Origin of the sequence: Pseudodesulfovibrio indicus (assembly GCF_001563225.1) — a bacterium.
In the GTDB taxonomy this organism is placed as follows: Bacteria; Desulfobacterota; Desulfovibrionia; order Desulfovibrionales; family Desulfovibrionaceae; genus Pseudodesulfovibrio; species Pseudodesulfovibrio indicus.
The window spans coordinates 2,551,378-2,569,805 of sequence record NZ_CP014206.1; the positions used below are offsets into that span (position 1 = coordinate 2,551,378).

An 18,428-nucleotide genomic window follows, 5' to 3' on the forward strand; every position below is an offset into this window, starting at 1 on the left:
TCGCGTCTTAGACGAACAGCTCCTTGAGCCAGCCCGGGATGGCCACGGGCTTGCCGTCGTGGTTCACGCAGGCGTGGGACGTCTTGCCCGTGGCGTGGAGCACCGATTTGTCGTCGTTGCGGATCTCGTAGACGAATTCCACCGAGGCGCGGCCCCACTTGGAGATGCCCACCCGGACGTGGATGCGCTCGTCATAGCGGATGGGGGTGCGGTAGCGGCAGGAGGCCTCGCGCACGGGCAGCATGATGCCGCGCTCCTCGGCCTCGCGGTAGCTCAACCCGGCGTCGCGGATGAACTTGCTCCGCGCGCGCTCGAACAGGTGCAGGTATTCGGCGTGGTAGACCACGGCCATGGCGTCCGTCTCGCCGTAGGAGACGTAGTGCGTGTACCAGCTGTCGTGTTCCGGAAAGTCCGCCATCACGCACCCATCCCGAAGGTCTTGAGCGCGAAGGAGAGCAGTTCGTGTCCCTTGTCCAGCTTCAATCCGGTGGATGCCGCGCTCTTTTCGCTGAACTCGGCCACGCCGGACTCCTGTGCGCCGGGTCCGTTCAGGATGAACGGCACCGGGTCCGTGGTGTGGGTCTTTTCGGCGATGGGCGTGAAGTGGTCGCAGGTCACGATCCAGGCCGCGTCCCGGTCCTTGAGCGCCTCGCGCAGGGGGCCGACCACGCGGGCGTCGAACCGGCTGATGGCCTCGACCTTGTCCCGGGCCGAGCCGCCGTGGCCGCACTCGTCCGGGCCTTCCAGGTGGACGAAGACGAAGTCGTGGTCCTCCAGGAATTTCAGGGCCGCGTCCACCTTGCCCTCGTAGTTGGTGTCCAGCAGGCCGGTGGCGCCGGGCACGTCGATGACCGACATCTTCGAGGCGAAGCCCAGCCCCTTGATCAGGTCCACGGCGGAGATGACCGCGCCGTCCAGGCCGAAGGTCGCCTTGAAATCGGGCAGGTTGAGCGGGCGGCCCTGGCCCCACGGCCAGATGGAGTTGGCCCTGGAGCCGTTGAAGGAGCGGTCGGCCAAAAGGTCGCGCGCCTCGAAGAGCAGGTCCCAGAGCTGCGGCGAGCGGGAAAAGGCGCGCAGGTCGAGCTTGATGGACTTGTCCGTGATGTCGTGGGGCGGATTGATGAACAGGCCAGCGTCCTCGGTCTGCGCGCCGTCCTTCTGGACCAGCAGGTGGCGGTACTGGATGCCGGGATAAAAGGCGTAGGTCTCGTTGCCGAGCTTCTTCTGGAGCTGCTCCACGATGGGCCGGGAGACCTCGGTGGCGATGTGGCCGGAGGAGTAGTCGCGCATGACCCCGTCGATGGTCAGCTTGGAGACGGTCACCAGATTGAGCCGCCAGACCAGGTCGTCCGGGCCGAGTTCGAGCCCCTGGGCCGCGGCCTCGATGGGGCCGCGCCCGGTGTGGTAGGTGGCCGGGTCGAAGCCGAGCAGGGCCATGTTGGCCACGTCCGAGCCGGGGGCCATGCCCTCGGGCACGGTCTGCGCCAGGCCGACCATGCCGGTCCTGGCCAGCTCGTCCATGTTCGGTGTGACGGCGGCCTCCATGGTGGTCTTGCCGCCGAGTTCGTCCAGGGGCCAGTCGCCCATGCCGTCCGCAATCAGGTAGAGAAGTTTCATGTCCGGTCCGGGCTAGAGGATTCTGAAGCGCACGCAGGGTTCTACGGTGAAGTCCATGGCGTCCACGGCGGCGAGGACCGCGTCGGCGTTCCTGGCCGAGGTCTCGTGGGTGATGATCACCAGCGGAATGCCTTCGGCCCCGCCTTCACCCTTCTGCACCGCCTGGGCGATGGACACGTTGTGGTCGGCCATGGAGCGCGTGATGGCGGCCATGACGCCGGTCCGGTCGGCCACGGTGAAGCGGAAGTAGTACTTGGACTCCGACTCCTCCGGGGGCAGGATGTCCGCCCGCCTGATGGGCGCGTTGTTGAACCCGGTGTTGTCGAACAGGGAGCACTCCTGGCCCATCTTGCGGGCCAGGTTCATGATGTCCGCCAGCACGGCGCTGCCCGTGGGCAGGTCGCCCGCGCCCTGGCCGTGGAGCATGATCGGCCCCACCGCGTTGCCTTCCAACCGCACGGCGTTGTAGTTGCCGCCCACACGGGCCAGCAGGTAGGTGTAGGGGACCAGGGCCGGGTGCACGCCCGCCTCCAGCCGGCCGTTCACGTCCATGACGTGGGCCAGCAGTTTGATGCGGTAGCCGAACTCGCGGGCGAAATCGATGTCCATGGGCGTCACGCTGGTGATGCCCTGGACCGGAATCTCGGACAGGGGATAGTCCGCGCCGTAGGCCATGCGGATGAGTACGCACAGCTTGTGGGCGGTGTCGAACCCCTCGATGTCGAAGGTCGGGTCGGCCTCGGCGTAGCCCAGGTCCTGGGCGTCGGCCAGGGCGGTCTCGAAGTCCATGCCCTTGGTGGTCATCTCGGACAGGATGTAGTTGGCCGTGCCGTTCATGATGCCGAGCATCTTGACGACCTCGTCGCCCGCCAGGCTCTCCTTGAGGGTCTGGACGATGGGGATGCCGCCTGCGCAGCTGGCCTCGAACATCAGCCCCACGCCGCTCTTCGCGGCCGCGTCGAACAGCTCCAGGCCGTGCTCGGCCAGCAGGTGCTTGTTGGCCGTGACCACGTGCTTGCCCGCGGCGAACGCCTTGAGCATCAGGTCCCTGGCCGTGTCCAGGCCGCCCATAAGTTCGACCACGATGTCGATATCCGGATCGTTGATCAGGTCCGCGGGATCGGCGGTGAACGCCACGCCCGGGCCGGGATCGAAGGCCCGCTTCTTGTTCAGGTCGCGGACCAGGACCTTTTCTATTTCAATCTTTTTGCCGAGGCGCTTCTCGATGCGCCCCGCATTCATGTCGAGTATTTTGGCAAGGCCGGAGCCGACGGTGCCGAAACCGGCCAGGCCGAGTCTGATACGATCCATGCTTACCCCTTTGCGAAAAATTTCCGCAGGTTACGGACGGCCTGGTTCGTGCGGTGGCGGTTTTCCACGAAGCTGAAACGGACGTGGTCGTCGCCGTACTGGCCGAAACCGAGGCCGGGAGAGACTGCAACTTCGGCTTCCTGCAGGAGCATCTTGGAGAACTCCACGGAACCCATGTTCCGGAATTCTTCAGGAATCTGCGCCCACAGGAACATAGTGGCCTTGGGAGGGGTGACCTCCCAGCCGATGCGGTTGAGTCCCTCGCACAGCGCGTCGCGGCGGTCCTGGTACACGGCCATGATCTCCTTCACCGCGCAGTCCATGTCGTCCACGGTGAATTTGGGGCAGGCGTCCAGGTCGCCGTTCAGGGCGCAGGCCGCCGCGATCTGGATGGGCTGGTAGATGCCGTAGTCCAGGTAGCTCTTGATGCGGGTCAGGGCCTGGACCATGTCCGGGTTGCCCGCACAGAAGCCCACGCGCATGCCCGCCATGGAATAGCTCTTGGTCATGGAGAAGAATTCGACGCCCACCTCCTTGGCCCCGTCGGCCTGGAGGAAGCTCGGTGCCTCGTAGCCGTCGAACACGAAGTCCGCGTAGGCCAGGTCGTGGATGACGTAGAGGCCGTTCTCCTTGGCGAAGTCCACGATGCGCTGGAAGAAGGAGAGGTCCACCACCTGGGTGGTCGGGTTGTGCGGGAAATTGATGATCAGCAGCTTGGGCTTGGGCCAGGTGTGCCGGATGGCGGTCTCCAGGTTTTCGAAGAAGTCCTGGCCGGGGCCGATGGGCACGCGGCGCACGTCCGCGCCCGCGATGATCGAGGCGTAGGGATGAATGGGGTAGGCCGGGTCCGGGGCGAGCACGACGTCGCCGGGGGAGAGCATGGCCAGGGCGAGGTGGGCCAACCCTTCCTTGGCGCCCATGGTCACGCAGACCTCCTGGTCGCGGTCGAGCGACACGTCGTAGCGCCGGTAGTACCAGTCGCGGATGGCGTTGCGCAGGCCTTTGATTCCCTTGGATGCCGAATACTTGGAGTTGCCGGGCTTGTATGCCGCTTCTGCCAGCTTGTCGAGAATGAACTTCGGGGTGGGCACGTCGGGGTTGCCCATTCCCAGGTCGATGATGTCTGCGCCTGCATGACGCAGCTTCATTTTGAGTTCGTTGACCTGGGCGAAAACGTACGGGGGCAGTCGATCGACTCTCGCAAACTGTGACATGGTGGAAACTCCTCAATATGTATTAGTACAAGGAAATTTTCTTACTCTGCGTGCCTGGCACTGTCAAAATGAAAAATGGGCATATTGTGGGCCTGGCAAAGGTGTCCATCCAGGAGATTGGCGGTTGCGTCTTGACCTCGCGGTCAGTTTTTTTTAGCGTCCATTTTTCCATCGAAACTGTGTCCGGCTCCAGGCCGGAACGACATAAGGAGAGTCTTCATGGTTCAGAAATCCGAAACCATCTGGTTCAACGGCAAACAGGTTCCCTGGGACGAGGCCAACGTCCACGTCCTGACCCACGCCCTGCATTACGGCACCGCCGTTTTCGAGGGCATCCGCGCCTACGAGTGCGCCGACGGTTCGTCCGAGGTCTTCCGCCTGCACGAGCACATGGTCCGCCTGGTCAATTCCGCCAAGATCCTCGGCCTGGTCCTGCCGTACACCGCCGACGAGCTGTGCGAGGCCGCCGTCGAGACCCTGAAGCGCAACAAGCTGGCCGGTGCCTATGTCCGGCCCCTGGTCTTCGTGGGCGAGGGCGCCATGGGCGTCCATCCCGGACAGAACCCCATCGAGACCATCATCGCGGCCTGGCCCTGGGGCGCGTACCTCGGCGAGGAGGCCCTGGAGAAGGGCATCAAGGTCAAGGTCAGCACCTTCAACCGCCACCACGTCAACGTCATGATGACCAAGGCCAAGGCCTCGGGCAACTACGTCAACTCCGTGCTGGCCAAGACCGAAGCCGTGGCCGACGGCTACGACGAGGCGATCCTGCTCGACACCACCGGCCACGTGTCCGAAGGGTCCGGCGAGAACCTCTTCATGGTCCTCAACGACATCATCTACACCCCGCACACCGACGGCGTGCTGGGCGGCCTGACCCGCGACTCCATCATCAGCCTGGCCGGAGACCTGGGATACGAGGTCCGCGAGGAGCCCATCACCCGCGACATGCTCTACACCGCCGACGAGGTCTTCTTCACCGGCACCGCCGCCGAGCTGACTCCCATCAGCTCCATCGATCGCCGCCAGATCGGCAACGGCGCGGCCGGTCCGGTGGCCAAGCTGCTCCAGACCGAGTTCTTCAAGATCGTCAAGGGCGAAAACCAGGACTACGAGCACTGGCTCTACCGCTACCAGGTTTAATAGAAAGTCTAGAAAACCGGTCCATCATCTGGTACACAAGGGGAAATCCGGCGCGGAATGTCGGGTTTCCCCATTTTGATTTGTTTTTCAGGCAAATGCTTTTCCGCGCCGCAAGCTCCAGGCATACTCATGAGCACATCCAATCTCACGGCCAAGTATCGTCCCCAGACCTTTGAAGAGGTGGCGGGGCAGCAGGCGGTAAAATCGATCCTCTCCCGGGCCGCGGCCCAGGACAAGATCGCGCCCGCATATCTTTTCTCCGGCACGCGCGGCGTGGGCAAGACGACCATCGCCCGCATCTTTGCCAAGGCGCTGAACTGCGTGAACGCGCCCACGGGCGAGCCGTGCAACCAGTGCTCACACTGCAAGCAGATCACCGCGGGCGTGGCCGTGGACGTCATCGAGATCGACGGCGCGTCCAACCGCGGCATCGACGACGCCCGCCGCCTCAAGGAGGACATCGGGTACGCTCCCCTGGAGGGCCGCTACAAGGTGTTCATCATCGATGAGGCGCACATGCTCACCAAGGAGGCGTTCAACGCGCTCCTGAAGACCCTGGAGGAGCCGCCGCCGCGCGCCACCTTCATCATGGCCACCACCGAGCACCACAAGTTTCCGGCCACCATCATCAGCCGGTGCCAGCACTATACCTTCAAGATGCTGCCCCAGGCCGAACTGGTGGCGCATCTCGAAAAGATCATGGATCTCGAAGGGCTGCAATACGAGCCGGGCGCGCTCCAGATCATCGCCAAGCGCGGCGCAGGGTCCGTGCGCGACTCCATGTCCCTGCTCGGCCAGGCCCTGGCCATGGGCGAGGACGTGCTCAGGGAGGCCGACGTGCGCGGCTTCCTCGGCCTGGCGGGCCAGGACGTGTTCTTCGGCCTCATGGAGTCCATGCATTCGCGCAACCTCGTTGCCGTGGGCCAGGTGCTCCGGCAGGTGCTGGACCAAGGATTGGACCTCGGATTCTTCCTGCGCGAGCTGACCAACTGCTGGCGCAACATGTTCCTGCTGCGCCAGGCGGGCGAGGAGGCGCTGCCCCTGCTCGGCCTGTCCGGCGAGGAGGCCAGGGGGTGGATGGACTGGGCCTCGAAGTTCGAGCCCGCCCACATCCACGCCTGCTGGCAGATGACCCTGGACGGCCAGCGCAAGGTCATGACCAGCCTGGAACCGGCCCTGGCCCTGGAGCTGCTGCTGCTCAACCTGACCAGCCTGCCGGACCTCATCAACCTGGAGACCATGGGGCCGCGCTCCACCGGTTCCGCGCCCAAACCGTCCATGGGCGGCGGAGGGCAGTCCGGACCCGGCATGCAGGGTCCCGGCGGTTCCGCGCCGGGCGGCCCGGGCGGTCCGGGCGGTGGCCCCGGCGGACGCCAGTTCGCGCCGCCCCAGCCGGTGCAGCAGAGCGCGCCGCCCATCCGCAACCAGCAGCCCCGCCACGGCGAGCGGGAGAATTCAGGCAATCCGCCCAGGCCGGTCTCGGCACAGAGCGGAATGCAAGTCCCGTCCCGGCCCGAGCCGGAACCCGAGCCGGTCGGCCCGTCCGACGCAACGCCGCTGTCCGAGCGCGCGGCTGCGGCTTCCCCCGCAGCCGCCGGGGCGGCAATGCCCGGTCCCGGTCCCCGGAACTGGGAGGGGTTTCTGAAGTTCGTGGAGGAGCGCAACGGCCAGGCCGGGGTCAGGGTGTCCCTGCTCCACCTGACCGAGGGCAAGCGCGACAAGGACGACCTGGTCATTGCCTGCAAGACCAGGACGATGTGCGACCAGCTCAAGGAGAAATCCACGCTTACTGCACTGGATTCCTTGACAAAAGAATATTTCGGCCCAGCGGTTGAGGTTCGCGTGGAAACAGGCGATATTGCCGTTCCCAAAACGGACAAGCAACTGATGGAAGAGGCGGAGAGACATCCGGGCGTGATCAGGATCATGGAGGCCTTCAATGCCCAGATGCTTTCGGTAAGTCACAGAAAACAATAATAAAGTAATGTTCAGGAGAATATAATGAAAGGCATGAACGAGATGCTGCGCCAGGCGCAGATCATGCAGCGCAAGATGACCGAGGCCCAGGACGCCCTGAAGAACAAGGAAGTCGAGGCTTCCAGCGGCGGCGGCATGGTCACCGTCCGCGTCACCGGCGCACAGGAGGTCGTGGCCGTGACCATCGAACCTTCGGTCATGGAGTCCGGCGACGTGGAGATGCTCCAGGACCTGGTCATGACCGCGGCCAACGAGGCCATCAAGAAGTCCAAGGAGATGCAGGAAGACGCCATGAAGGGCGTGACCGGCGGCCTCTCCATCCCCGGCATGTTCTAGGGGCCGTCTTGGCGGAGGGCGCAGGCTGGGCCGGTGCCCGACGAGGCCCTGCGCATTGTGCGGGTCCGGACGGGTGTCCGCGCGGTTGCGTCCTCCCGAACCATCCGAGTTCATGTAAGGAGCTCATTTGCAGAATCTCCCCGGACCGCTCAGGGAAGCGGTCGAACAACTTTCCAGCCTGCCCGGCATCGGGCCCAAATCGGCCCTGCGCATCGCCCTGACCCTGCTCAAGATGCCGCGCGAACGCGCAGCCGGAGTGGGGCAGTCCATCATCGAGCTGCGCGAACGGCTCTGCCTGTGCGACGACTGCGCCTGCCTGGCCGAGTCCTCCCCGTGCGCCATCTGCGGCGACTCGACCCGCGACGCCGGGCAGCTCTGCCTGGTGCCGGAGTGGGACGCGCTCCTGGCCATGGAGGAGATGGGCGTGTTTCGCGGCCGGTATCTGGTCCTGGGCGGGCTGCTCTCGCCCCTGGACGGCATCGATCCCGGTCAGCTCGAGATCGAGCGGCTGCGGCGCAGGCTGGACAGCGGTGAGGTCTCCGAGCTGATCCTGGCCCTGGGCGCGACCCTGGACGCCGAGGCCACCGCCTCCTACGTCAAGAACCTGGTGGAGTCCGAATACCCGGACGTGGCCGTGACCCGGCTGGCCCAGGGCATCCCCATCGGGGCCGAGGTCAAGTTCATGGACAAGGAGACCCTCAAGCAGTCGCTGGTCTACCGGCAGAAGGTCTAACCGGGACCGTCCATGGGTGAAGAACAGCTCCTGCCGGACGCCGAAGTCGTCAGCGTCATCTACCACAACAAGGAGAACGGCTACGCCATCGTCCGCGTGCGGGCCAAGGACGAGCCGGGCCAGGTGACCATCACCGGGACCCTCGGCGAGCTCGCCGGAGGCTCGTGCCTGAACCTGCGCGGCCGGTGGATCAACCACCCCAAGTTCGGCCGCCAGTTCGAGGTCTCGACCTTTGAGGAGTCCCGGCCCGCTACGGAGAACGGGGTCATCCGGTTCCTGCAGTCCTCCATCAAGGGGGTGGGGGAGAAGACCGCCACCCTGATCGTGGAGGAGTTCGGCATCGGGGTTCTGGACATCCTGGACGACGACCCGGAGCGGCTCCTGAAGATCAAGGGCATCTCCAAAAAGAAGCTCAAGGACATCATCGAGTCCTGGGGCCGCCAGCGGGAGATCAAGAACCTGCTGGTCTTCCTCCAGACCCATCAGGTGCCGACCACCTTTGCCGGGAAGATATTCCACCTCTACGGCGCGCAGGCCGAACGCAAGCTGCGCGAAAATCCCTACGACCTGGCCTACGAGATCAGGGGCGTTGGCTTCAAGACCGCCGACAACATGGCCATGAAGCTCGGTTTTGCCCCGGACTGCTCCCAGCGGCTGGAGGCGGCCATCGCCTACACCATGCTGACCTCCTGCGAACGCAACGGCCATCTCTTCCTGCCCAAGCCCAAGCTCCTGGAGGAAGTGGCGCGGATGCTCGACACCACGGACTTCGAGAAGCTGGAGCTGGCCCTCTACGCCCTGGAGGACAAGAAGCGGGTGCGCATCGAGGACCTGTCCGAGCAGGGCATCTCCGAGGCTGTGTACCTGATGTATTTCTTTCACTTTGAAAACGAGACCACCCAGCGCCTCTACCAGCTCATCAGCCATCCGACCCCGGTGTCGCGCAAGAAGATCGACAAGACCCTGCCCAAGGTGGAGGAGAAGCTCGGCTTCGCCCTGTCCGACGAGCAGCGGGAGGCGGTCTTCGAGGCGTGCTCCAACAAGGTCTTCATCATCACCGGCGGACCCGGCACCGGCAAGACGACCATCACCAAGGCGATCCTGCTGACGCTCAAGGAGCTGGGGCTCAAGATCAAGCTGGCCGCGCCCACGGGCCGCGCGGCCAAGCGCATGTCCGAGGCCACCGGCCACCCGGCCAAGACCGTACACCGGCTGCTCCAGTTCCAGCCCGAGGGCGGGTTCCACTACTGCGAGGACCAGAAGCTCAAGGCGGACGTGCTGGTGGTGGACGAGGCGTCCATGGTGGACGCGCAGCTCTTCGTGTCCATCCTCCGCGCCCTGCCGCACACCTGCCGCCTGATCCTGGTGGGCGACGTGAACCAGTTGCCGAGCGTGGGCCCGGGTAACGTCCTGGGCGACCTCATCGATTCCAAGCGCGTGCCGTGCTCGGTCCTGACCCACATCTTCCGGCAGGCCCAGGAGAGCTTCATCGTGGTCAACGCCCACTTGATCAACGCGGGGCAGATGGTCCGACAACATCCATGCCAGGCCCCGGAGGCCGACTTCTTCTGGATTCCCCAGGAGGACCCGGCCAAGGTCCAGCGGCTGATCCTCGACTCGGTCTGCGAGCGCATTCCGGAGCGGTACGGGCTGGACCCGCTGCGCGACATCCAGGTGCTGACCCCCATGCACAAGGGGGACGTCGGCACCCAGGCCCTGAACACGGCGCTCCAGGCGCGGCTCAACCCGCCCATGCCCGGCAAGCACGAGATCAAGCGCAAGTTCGCCACCTTCCGCGAAGGGGACCGGGTCATCCAGCTGAAGAACAACTACGACAAGGAAGTGTTCAACGGCGACCTGGGCTGGATTCTGGAGGTCGATCCCGAGGACCAGGAGCTGCTCATCGAATTCGACGGCAACCAGGTCCATTTCGAGACCTCGGACATGGACGAACTGGGGCTGGCCTACGCGGTCAGCGTGCACAAGTCCCAGGGCAGCGAGTATCCGGCGGTGGTCATGCCCATCGTCACCCAGCACTACATGCTGCTCCAGCGCAACCTCCTGTACACCGGCCTGACCCGCGCCCGCGAGCTGGCCGTGCTCATCGGTTCGGACCGCGCCTTCCAGATCGGCCTGAACAACGCCACCGCCGGCAACCGCAACACCCATCTGGCCCACCGGCTGCGGGCCATCTTCGCCGAAAACCGGCTCTGCTGATCCCTCCCTCTCGCCGGAGCCCCGGCGGTTTCCTTTGCCCAAAGGTTGCAAAACAGCCGGAAAAATGGTGGATTATAGTCTGGCCTTTTCGGCAATGATGCTTATTCTTATCCATTGTGAAACCAACGGGCCCCAGTTGTCCGGCCCCATACGAACTACCAAGTCAAGGAGACGTAAGTCATGCTCAGCGAGAAACTGGAAGATGCGCTCAACGCGCAGATGAATTGGGAAATCTACTCCGCGCACATCTACCTTTCCATGTCCTCCCACTTCGCCAGTGAAGGGCTGTCCGGGTTCGCCGCCTGGATGTACGCCCAGTACCAGGAAGAGATGTTCCACGCCATGCGCTTCTTCAACTACATCAACGAGGCGGGCGGCCACGCCAAGCTCGGGACCATCGACGCCCCGGCGCACAGCTGGAAGACCCCGCTGGCGGCCTTCGAGGAGGCCCTGGAGCACGAGAAGGGCGTTACCGCGCGCATCAACCGCATCGCCGACCTGGCCATGGACGAGCGCAATCACGCCGTGGGCATCTTCCTGCAGTGGTTCATCTCCGAGCAGGTCGAGGAAGAGGACTCCGTGGCCGACGCCGTGGGCAAACTGAAACTGGTGGGCGACGGCGGCGGCCTGTTCATGCTGGACCGCGATCTCGGCACCCGGGTGTTCACGCCTCCGACCAACGCGTAACAGGGACGAATTCACGGGCCGGGAGGGGAGACTCTCCCGGCCTTTCCGCAACCGCAACCGGAGGTAGGCATGTCAAAACAGAGCCTCAACATCGTCATCGGCGGAGCCGCCGGGCAGGGATTGGCCACCATCGGCCGCCTGCTGTCCAAGGCCGTGGTCCGGGCGGGCTATCATCTGCTCGTGACTCAAAAATACATGTCCAGGGTGCGCGGCGGGCACAACACCTTCGCCGTCCGCCTGGGGACCGAGCCGCTCCTTAGCGGGACCGAGACCATCGACGTCCTGGCCGCGCTCAATGAGGAGACCCTGGACAAGCACTCGGAGGAGCTGGCGAAGAACGCGCTGGTGGTGGCCGGGGACGACCTGGACACCAAGGACCGCAACGCGCTGCGCATCCCCTTCAAGGAGCTGGCCCCGAAACCGCTTTTCTACAACATCGTGGTCCTTGGCGTGCTCGCCGGGGCCATACGGTTGGACATCTCCATCCTTGAGGAGCTCCTGACCCAGACCTTCGGCAAGAAGGGGGACGAGATTCTTCAGGGCAACCTCGACGTCCTGCGCAAGGCCTACGACTGGGTGGCGGAACAGGACCACGAGTTCGGTTTCGACGGGACCCCGAAGGCGGGCAAGGGACGGATGATGGTCAACGGCAACGAGGCCATCGCCCTGGGCGCACTGGCTGCGGGCTGCAATTTCGTCTCCTTCTACCCCATGACCCCCGCCACCTCCGTGGCCCTCTCCCTGATCGGCAAGGGCGCGCCCCTCGGCCTGCAATACGAGCAGGTGGAGGACGAGATCGCGGCGGTGAACATGGCCCTTGGCGCGTCCTATGCGGGAGCCAAGGCGTTGGTGACCACCTCCGGCGGCGGGTTCGCGCTCATGGAGGAAGGCATCAGCCTGGCCGGGGTGTCCGAGACGCCCCTGGTCTGCGTGGTGGTGCAGCGGCCCGGCCCGGCCACGGGCATGGCCACGCGCACCGAGCAGTCCGACCTCAACCTGGTGGTCTATGCCGGTCACGGCGAGTTCCCCCGGGCGGTGTTCGCGCCCTCGGACCCGGAGGAGTGCTTCTATCTGACCCACCGCGCCTTCGACCTGACCGAGACGTACCAGACCCCGGTCTTCGTCCTCTCGGATCAGTACCTGGCCGATTCCTACCGTGACGAGGAGCTTTTCGACCTCGACGGGCTGCCCGAGATCGCGGCCCCGCTCCTGGAATGGAAGGAGGACGAGTACAAGCGGTACGCCCTGACCGACGACGGCGTCTCGCCCCGGCTCATCCCCGGCTACTCCGAGGCCCTGGTCCGGGCCGACTCCCACGAGCACGACGAATCCTCGCGGATCACCGAGAACGCCGAGAACCGCACGGTCCAGAACTCCAAGCGGCTGCGCAAGGAGACCGGGCTGTTCGAAGAGGTCATCGGTCCCGACTACTACGGCGAGGAGGGGGCCGACGTGGTCCTCATGAGCTGGGGGTCCACCCTGGGCGCGTGCCTGGAGGCGTGCGAGCGCATCGACTCCAAGAAGACCTTCGGCGTGCTCCACTTCAAGCAGGTCTACCCCCTGCGCGAGGAGCAGTTCATGGACTACCTGGAGAGCGCGGGCAAGGTGATCGCCGTGGAAGGCAACGCCACCGCGCAGTTCGCCCAGCTCGTCGCGCGCGAGACCGGCTTCTTCGCGCAGGACCGCATCCTGCGCTTCGACGGCCGCGCCATGACCTGGGAATACGTCCTTAAGGGCCTGACCGAAATCCTCTAGCATCGGGAGCAGAAATATGGTTTCCACAGAACAATTCGGCGAATTCGAAACGTCCTGGTGCCCCGGCTGCGGCAACTTCTCCATCGTCAAATGCCTCAAGCAGGCGTTGGCGGACATGGACCTCGCGCCCCACGACATCCTGGTGTCCTCCGGCATCGGCCAGGCGGCCAAGCTGCCGCACTACATGCTCTGCAACATGTTCAACGGGCTGCACGGCCGGTCCATGCCCGTGGCGCAGGGGATGAAAATGGCCCTGCCCGACATGCCCGTGCTCTGCGTATCCGGCGACGGGTGCAGCTACGGCGAGGGCGGCAACCACTTCCTGGCCGCCCTGCGGCGGAACATGGACCTGACCCTGCTGGTCCACGATAACCAGATCTACGGCTTGACCAAGGGCCAGGCCAGCCCGACCTCGTCGCGCGGCCACGTGACCAAGGCCCAGCCCGAAGGCAGCCGTTCCGACGGGTTCAACCCGGTGGCCACCGCGGTGGCCATGCGCGCCAGCTTCGTGGCCCGGGCCTTTTCCGGCGAGCAGGACCATCTCGTCTCGGTCATCAAGGAGGCCGTGAACCACAAGGGGTTCTCCCTGGTGGACATCCTCCAGCCCTGCGTGTCCTTCAACAAGGTCAACACCTACGCGTGGTACAAGGAGCGGACCTACATCCTGGAGGACCACGACCCCACGGACTGGACCGCGGCCATGACCCTGAGCGAGGAGTTCGGCGAGCGCATCCCGCTCGGCGTGATCTACCGCGAGGACAAGCCCGTTTTCGGCCACGGCGAGCGCCTCGCCGAACACAAGTACGATAAAAACGACTTGAAAGCGGTGTTGCAGTCGTATACCTAGTGCGGCTGTTCCGAACGACACTTTCAATGAGGTTCCAATGAGCAACGAAGCGGAAAAGATCATCTACTCGATGTACAAGGTGACCAAGCGTCACGGACAGAGGGAGGTGCTCAAGAACATATCCCTGTCCTACTTCTACGGCGCGAAGATCGGCGTGCTCGGCCTGAACGGCTCGGGCAAGTCCTCGCTGCTGAAGATTCTGGCTGGCGTGGACACCCAGTTCGATGGCGAGATTCACGTCAAGGACGGGTACACCGTCGGTTACCTGGAGCAGGAGCCGCTGGTGGACGAGACGCGCACCGTGCGCGAGGTGGTGGAGGAGGGCGTGGCCGACGTCATGGCCGTGGTCCACGAGTACAACGCCATCAACGAGAAGTTCGCCGAGCCCATGGAAGCCGACGAAATGGACGCCCTGATCGAACGCCAGGGCCAGGTTCAGGAGCTCATGGACGCCAAGGGCGCCTGGGACATCGATTCCAAGCTCGAAATGGCCATGGACTCCCTGCGCTGCCCCCGGCCGACACCCCGGTGTCGGTCATCTCCGGCGGCGAGCGTCGCCGCGTGGCCCTGTGCCGTCTGCTGCTCCAGGCCCCGGATATCCTGCTCCTGGACGAGCCCACCAACCACCTGGACGCGGACTCCGTGGGCTGGCTGGAGAAATTCCTGTCCTCCTTCCCCGGCACGGTCATCGCCGTGACCCACGACCGCTACTTCCTGGACAACGTGGCGGGCTGGATTCTGGAGCTCGACCGCGGCCGCGGCATCCCCTGGAAGGGTAACTATTCCTCCTGGCTGGAACAGAAGCAGAACCGGCTGGCCCAGGAGGGCAAGCAGGAGGAGGACCGCCAGAAGACCCTGGAGCGCGAGCTGGAGTGGATTCGCATGTCCCCCAAGGGACGGCGGGCCAAGTCCAAGGCGCGCATCAACGCCTACGAGTCCATGCTCTCCCACGAATCCGAGCGGCTGGCGGACGATCTGCAGATCTACATTCCGCCGGGACCGCACCTCGGCAAGCAGGTGGTGGTGGCCGAGAACGTGACCAAGTCCATGGGCGACAAGCTGCTCATGGAGAACGTCAACTTCATCCTGCCCCCCAACGCCATCGTGGGCATCATCGGCCCCAACGGCGCGGGCAAGTCCACCCTGTGCAAGATGATCGTGGGCGACGAGCAGCCGGATTCCGGCACCCTGACCCTGGGCTCCACGGTCAAGCTGGCCTACGCGGACCAGAACCGCGCCTCGTTGGTGCCGGGCAAGACAGTGTACGAGATCATCAGCGGCGGTGCGGAGTTCATCAAGCTGGGCGACCGCGAGATCAACGCCCGCGCCTACTGCTCCCGCTTCAACTTCGCCGGTTCCGACCAGCAGAAGAAGGTGGACGTCCTCTCCGGCGGCGAGCGCAACCGCGTGCACATGGCCCAGATGCTCAAGTCCGGGGCCAACGTGCTGCTGCTCGACGAACCGACCAACGACCTGGACGTGAACACCATGCGCGCCCTGGAGGACGGGCTGGAGAACTTCGCGGGCTGCGTGCTGGTCATCAGCCACGACCGCTGGTTCCTGGACCGCATCGCCACCCACATCATCGCCTTCGAGGACGACGCCCAGGTGGTCGTGGTCGAGGGCAACTACTCCGACTACGACGCGGACCGCAAGAAGCGCCTCGGCGCGGACGCGGACCAGCCGCACCGGCTGAAGTTCCGCAGACTCACCCGATAGACGATAAACAAAAGGGCCGGTTGTACCGGCCCTTTTGTTTGAATGCCTCCGGCGGCCGGGGGAAGGGGAGAAGGGAACCCTTTGAGAAGGGTTCCCTTCTCCCCTTCCCCCGGCCCCCCATCCCCTCATCCCTCCTAAACTTTTTAGCGCCGCTTCGCGGAGTGCGAGGCAAAAGAAATCTTTTGGGGGCGAAATTCCGACTGAAGCGAGATTAGGCGTAAAAGCAAGAAGTCATGCCCTTAATCCCCGCGAAGCGGCTATAAAAAGTTCTGGAGATTCTTAAGAACCTCTTTCAAGAGGTTCTTAAGCGGGTCCAGGGCAGCGCCCTGGCCGCCGGAGGCCTGATCCCCCCATAGCCGTGCAGCGGCCATCAAGTCCGGCTTCAGGAAAATATCATTTGCACACGGCTGCATCGACCTTGCCCACGGCCGGGCGGCGGTCGATGGCCACGGAGTTTCCGGGGATGGACTTCGCGTATTTCTTGATGTGCGCGGCGCGTTCGCCGATCTCCATCAGGGAGCAGGGGCCGTCGATCTCGATGACGCCGAGGGAGATAGTCACCAGCGGGTATTCCCGTTCCTTGTCGTCGCGCCCCTTGGCCTTGATCCAGCCGCGCTGCTGGTCCTCCTGGCAGTAGCAGTTGCGGACCAGCCGCCCGAAACAGCGGGTGATGGACTTGCACAGCCTCTGTACCGCGTCGGGCGGGGTGATGAGCACGAAGTCGTCGCCGCCGATGTGGCACAACCGGGCGTCCTGGGGCGCGTGTTTGCGCGTGGCCCAGGACATGATGTCCGCCGCCAGCTTGATGATCCGGTCGCCGTTCTTGAACCCGTAGGTGTCGTTGTAGACCTTGAAGTGGTCCAGGTCGCCGTAGATGATGCTGAAGGATCGTTTCTGCTTGATTCGTGATTCCACCTCCTGCTCGATGGCCACGTTGCCGGGCAGGCCGGTGAGCGGGTTGGTTCCCTTGGCCATCTCCACCTGGATCTTGGCCAGGACGTTGAGCAGGTCCTGGACCGTGACCACCCCGTAGAGCTGTCCCTTCTTGGTCACGATGATGTCGTCGTAGGTCTTGATGTGCTCCCGTTTCATGGCCGTGCGCGCGGCCTGCTCCACGGGCATGTCCATGTCCACGATGAGCGGGCTCTTGTCCATGACCGCGTCGATGGACCGCTTGTGGTACAGGGCGATGCCGAACTGCGAGGAAAGCTGGCGGTTGAGGTGGTATTCCATGACCAGCCCCTTGGGCACGTTATCCTTGACCACCACGATGTTGGTGAAGGTGTCGGTCTTGCGGAAAAAGTCATGGGCCGTGGACACCAGGCAGTCCGTTTCCACGGCGTGGGGGGCCTTGGCCAGGTCGCCCACCGGGGGCGAGCAGATGATGTTGCTGGCGATGTCGCCCACGGTCTTGAGCTGGTGGCATTCCTCGTTCACGTCCGGCTTGGGGCAGCAGGGGTGGGCCAGGAAATAGCCCTGGCCGCAGTGCACGCCGATATCCTTGAGGCAGACCGCCTGGTCGCGGCTCTCGATGCCCTCGCCGATGATCCGCGAGCCGATCTTGTCGGCGAAGGTGGCCGTGGTCTCCACCAGGGCGCGCTTGACCGGGTCCTTGTGGATGTCGTCGATGAGCGATTTGTCGAGTTTGATGTAGTCGGGCTGGAGCTCGGCGATGAGGGTCAGCCCCGCGTAGCCCGCGCCCGCGTCGTCCACGGCGATCTGGAATCCCTGGCTGCGGTAGTGGGCCAGGGTGCGGTAGAAGAGGTCGAAGTCCTGGACGGAATGCTGCTCGGTGATCTCGAAGACGATGTTGTCCGGGGTCAGGTTGTATTTTTCCATCAGCTCCAGTGTCTGGCCGGGGGAAAAGTCCGGGTCCGCCATGGTTTTGGGATGGATGTTCAGGAACAGTTTCTGGCCGTCCTTGAGTTCGCCCACGTTGCTGATGGCCGCTTCGCGGCAGAGCTTTTCCAGGGCGAACAGCCTGCCCAGCTCTTCGGCGGTCTGGAAGAGCATGACCGGGGAGCGGAAGGTGGACCCCTCGGGCCCGCGCGCCAGGGCCTCCCAGCCGAGGATGGTGTCGGTGCGGAAGTCGAGGATGGGCTGGTAGTGGGCCGAGACCCAGCCCTGGACCAAAATGGTGTTGAACCGGCCCGCGATGGACAGCTCGTTCATGTCCAGGGGGCGGCTCTCCATGCGCCGGGCCAGACGCAGGGCGCGGCCCAGCGCCGTTCCCCAGTCCTCGCCCGACCGGCCGGAGCTGACCGGGGCGAACCCCATGCCCAGCTCGATGCCCAGCCCGGTGTGGCGGAGCATGGTCGGCTCCAGGTCTTTCTGGGCCTGGATCTTGTATTCGTAGGCTATGTCGGCGGGGTTGTTGTCCTGGGGCACGAGGAGGGCTGCCTTGCCCGCCTCGAGCCGGAGAATCTCGGTGTTCCGGGAGCTGTTCCCGGCGGCGGTGGCGGCCAGGGAATCCCGCAGTTCCTTTTCCAGCAAATCCACGAAGCTCTGCCCGTACATCTCCCGAAGTTTGGCGTAGTCGGTGATGGTGATCAAGATCAGGGTCTGGGTCAGGATGGACCCTCTTCTGAACTTGGAGAGAAGCTCCGTCGGTAGTTCCATATGCATCTTCAGTCCTTGCTCCCGGGGCTGTGTCCGATCCGGGCTTTTGGCAACGCCTGGTTGGTTGAAAGGATGAAAATTGGCAACGAAGGCAAGCCATTCCGTGTGTCGAACGACACGAACCACCGCTGTTGATACATGCTGGAAGGAATAGGTTGTTACCGTCGGGTGACGGCGGGCTTGAATTTTTGTTTCAGCACGAAAAAGGGCAGCCCTTCGGGGCTGCCCTTGTGTCATTCGGGACGGATGGCGG

13 protein-coding genes and 1 pseudogene are annotated in these 18,428 nt (G+C 64.4%); 9 read left to right on the forward strand and 5 right to left on the reverse strand.

The window, feature by feature from the left end; translation table 11 throughout:
- Positions 1 to 7 precede the first annotated feature (7 nt).
- The 4 genes from AWY79_RS11440 to AWY79_RS11455 are packed head-to-tail and all read right to left on the reverse strand — an operon-like array spanning position 8 to position 4,142.
- On the reverse strand, positions 8 to 418 hold the full coding sequence (locus AWY79_RS11440; RefSeq protein ID WP_066803859.1) for an acyl-CoA thioesterase: 411 nt from the start codon (positions 416 to 418) through the stop codon (positions 8 to 10).
- A complete protein-coding gene (locus tag AWY79_RS11445) occupies positions 418 to 1,617 on the reverse strand; it encodes a cofactor-independent phosphoglycerate mutase (protein WP_066803862.1) in 1,200 nt (399 codons plus the stop codon). Before AWY79_RS11445 ends, AWY79_RS11440 begins: the two co-directional genes overlap by 1 nt.
- A 12-nt stretch (positions 1,618 to 1,629) precedes the next feature.
- Positions 1,630 to 2,928, reverse strand: a complete 1,299-nt coding sequence (locus AWY79_RS11450; RefSeq protein WP_066803865.1) for a homoserine dehydrogenase — start codon at positions 2,926 to 2,928, stop codon at positions 1,630 to 1,632.
- Between the two features lie 2 nt (positions 2,929 to 2,930).
- Positions 2,931 to 4,142: an aminotransferase class I/II-fold pyridoxal phosphate-dependent enzyme gene (locus AWY79_RS11455; RefSeq protein ID WP_066803868.1), complete on the reverse strand. Its 1,212-nt coding sequence runs from the start codon at positions 4,140 to 4,142 to the stop codon at positions 2,931 to 2,933.
- A gap of 219 nt (positions 4,143 to 4,361) precedes the next feature.
- Here AWY79_RS11455 and AWY79_RS11460 point away from each other — a divergent pair, with 219 nt between their 5' ends.
- From AWY79_RS11460 to ettA, 9 genes and pseudogenes are all read left to right on the forward strand, one after another.
- Positions 4,362 to 5,285, forward strand: coding sequence for a branched-chain amino acid transaminase (locus AWY79_RS11460; RefSeq protein ID WP_066803871.1), 924 nt, complete (start codon positions 4,362 to 4,364; stop codon positions 5,283 to 5,285).
- 129 nt (positions 5,286 to 5,414) lie between these two features.
- The gene (dnaX, locus tag AWY79_RS11465; protein ID WP_066803874.1) at positions 5,415 to 7,262 is read left to right on the forward strand and encodes a DNA polymerase III subunit gamma/tau; all 1,848 of its coding nucleotides are present in this window, start codon (positions 5,415 to 5,417) and stop codon (positions 7,260 to 7,262) included.
- A 24-nt stretch (positions 7,263 to 7,286) separates the two neighbouring features.
- A complete protein-coding gene (locus AWY79_RS11470; protein WP_066803881.1) occupies positions 7,287 to 7,598 on the forward strand; it encodes a YbaB/EbfC family nucleoid-associated protein in 312 nt (103 codons plus the stop codon).
- Positions 7,599 to 7,725: 127 nt separating this feature from the next.
- Positions 7,726 to 8,331: a recombination mediator RecR gene (gene recR / locus AWY79_RS11475; protein WP_066803884.1), complete on the forward strand. Its 606-nt coding sequence runs from the start codon at positions 7,726 to 7,728 to the stop codon at positions 8,329 to 8,331.
- 12 nt (positions 8,332 to 8,343) lie between these two features.
- The gene (recD2, locus tag AWY79_RS11480) at positions 8,344 to 10,548 is read left to right on the forward strand and encodes an SF1B family DNA helicase RecD2 (protein ID WP_066803888.1); all 2,205 of its coding nucleotides are present in this window, start codon (positions 8,344 to 8,346) and stop codon (positions 10,546 to 10,548) included.
- A 180-nt stretch (positions 10,549 to 10,728) separates the two neighbouring features.
- Entirely contained in the window at positions 10,729 to 11,235 is a 507-nt protein-coding gene (locus tag AWY79_RS11485; RefSeq protein ID WP_066803891.1) for a ferritin, read from the forward strand.
- Between the two features lie 69 nt (positions 11,236 to 11,304).
- The gene (locus AWY79_RS11490) at positions 11,305 to 12,990 is read left to right on the forward strand and encodes a 2-oxoacid:acceptor oxidoreductase subunit alpha (protein WP_066803894.1); all 1,686 of its coding nucleotides are present in this window, start codon (positions 11,305 to 11,307) and stop codon (positions 12,988 to 12,990) included.
- Between the two features lie 16 nt (positions 12,991 to 13,006).
- Positions 13,007 to 13,837: a 2-oxoacid:ferredoxin oxidoreductase subunit beta gene (locus AWY79_RS11495; RefSeq protein ID WP_066803897.1), complete on the forward strand. Its 831-nt coding sequence runs from the start codon at positions 13,007 to 13,009 to the stop codon at positions 13,835 to 13,837.
- 37 nt (positions 13,838 to 13,874) lie between these two features.
- A pseudogene (gene ettA / locus AWY79_RS11500) lies at positions 13,875 to 15,556 on the forward strand (energy-dependent translational throttle protein EttA).
- Positions 15,557 to 15,949: 393 nt separating this feature from the next.
- On the opposite strand, the gene AWY79_RS11505 reads toward ettA, so the two are convergent.
- A complete protein-coding gene (locus AWY79_RS11505; RefSeq protein WP_233490912.1) occupies positions 15,950 to 18,175 on the reverse strand; it encodes a GGDEF domain-containing protein in 2,226 nt (741 codons plus the stop codon).
- Positions 18,176 to 18,428: the final 253 nt, after the last annotated feature.